Annotated in this window: 1 protein-coding gene; it reads left to right on the top strand. The window is 37.2% G+C overall.

Annotated elements, in window-relative coordinates; genetic code table 11:
- Positions 1 to 83 precede the first annotated feature (83 nt).
- Positions 84 to 1,610 carry a flagellin A gene (locus OQH61_RS09395; protein WP_266027173.1) on the top strand — a complete coding sequence of 509 codons (1,527 nt, stop codon included), beginning with the start codon at positions 84 to 86 and terminating at the stop codon, positions 1,608 to 1,610.
- Positions 1,611 to 1,783 lie beyond the last annotated feature (173 nt).

Raw genomic sequence — 1,783 nt, 5'->3', positions numbered from 1 at the left:
ATTCATTTTTTTTCATTCTAGCCGATTTGTATTTCAACCACAAGGCAAGGATGCCTAAGTGAAAATTTTCAAAAGGAGTTACCATGGCTTTTCAAGTCAATACTAACATTAACGCACTTAATGCGCACGCACAATCTACCTTTACTCAATACAACCTTAAAAACTCTATGGAGAAATTGAGTTCAGGTCTTCGTATCAACAAGGCAGCAGATGATGCTTCAGGTATGGCAATTGCAGATAGTTTGCGCTCTCAAGCAAGTGCGCTAGGACAAGCAATTAGAAATACAAATGATGGTATGGGGATTATCCAAATTGCAGATAAGGCAATGGACGAACAACTTAAGATTCTTGATACAATCAAATCTAAAGCCGTTCAAGCAGCTCAAGATGGACAATCTACTCAATCACGTTCAATGATTCAAATGGATATTATTCGTTTGATTGAAGGTTTGGATAGTATAGGTAATAACACTACTTATAATGGTATGGCTCTTCTTTCTGGTGCTTTTACAAACAAAGAGTTCCAAGTGGGTGCATATTCTAACCAATCTATTAAAACATCTATTGGCTCAACTACATCTGATAAAATTGGACAGGTGCGTATTGAGACAGGTGCTTTAGTTACTGCTTCTGGTGAAGTAACTTTGACATTTAAAAATGTTGATGGTGTCAATGATATAACTTTAGAATCTGTAAAGATTTCTCACTCTGCAGGAACAGGACTTGGTGTTTTAGCAGAAGTTATTAATAAAAACTCTGATAAAACAGGTGTTCGTGCTCAAGCAAACGCCTATACAACTTCAGATATTTCAATTAAATCTGGAAGTCTTGCAAATATTATGATTAATGGTGTCTCTATTGGGGATATTATTGGTATTCAAAAAAATGACAGCGATGGACGTTTAGTGCAAGCTTTCAATGCAGCTACAATGCACACAGGTGTTGAAGCTTATACAGATAATATTGGTCGTTTAATGCTACGAAGCACAGATGGACGCGGTATAGATTTAAGAGCTAATGGTGCTGTGGCAGGACAAGGTGGCGAGGCATCAATTGAGACCGTGAATGGCGGACAACAACTCACTCAAGGTGCTACTAACTATGGACGCCTTTCACTTGTGCGAACTGATGCAAGAGACATTGTTGTTTCTGGTATCAATATCAGTTCAACGGGTTACATTGATGACACAAAGGTTGCTCAAACAACAGCAAACCTTCGTGATGTAAAAGGTGTATTCAATATCAATGTTCGTTCTGCTGCTGGTGCAAACTATAATGCAGTTATTGCATCTGGTGGAACAGACCTTGGCTCTGGTGTAACAAGCTTAAGAGGCGCAATGGTAACAATGGATATTGCAGAATCTGCAATGAAAACACTTGATAAAATTAGAGCAGACCTTGGTTCTGTATCTGGACAAATGGTCAGCACAGTCAATAACATCACTATTACTCAAGTGAATGTTAAAGCTGCTGAATCTGGTATTCGTGAAGTGGATTTTGCAGCAGAGAGTTCAGAATTTACAAAACTCAATATTCTTGCTCAATCTGGTAGCTATGCTCTCTCTCAAGCAAATGCAATTCAGCAAAATATTCTAAGGTTGCTTAACTAAGTAGCCTTTGGCTTCAATGCTTCTTAACTTACCCCTTATATGTAGGGGGTGAGTTATGTATCTTTACATCTCTTGTTATACACAATAACATTCACACACAAGAAAAATACGATAAAATATTTAGATTCTTAGAGTACATTTAAAAAACAAAAAATAATAATTGAATTTGAGGG

It is taken from the genome of Helicobacter sp. MIT 21-1697 (assembly GCF_026241255.1).
Classification (GTDB): domain Bacteria; phylum Campylobacterota; class Campylobacteria; order Campylobacterales; family Helicobacteraceae; genus Helicobacter_C.
The sequence above is the reverse complement of the archived record's forward strand: the minus strand, read 5'-3'. Positions and strand labels throughout refer to the sequence as shown.

Bases quoted from the DNA above. Each gene is read 5' to 3' on its own strand.
- OQH61_RS09395 (WP_266027173.1), top strand. From the start codon at position 84: ATGGCTTTTCAAGTCAATACTAACATTAACGCACTTAATGCGCACGCA.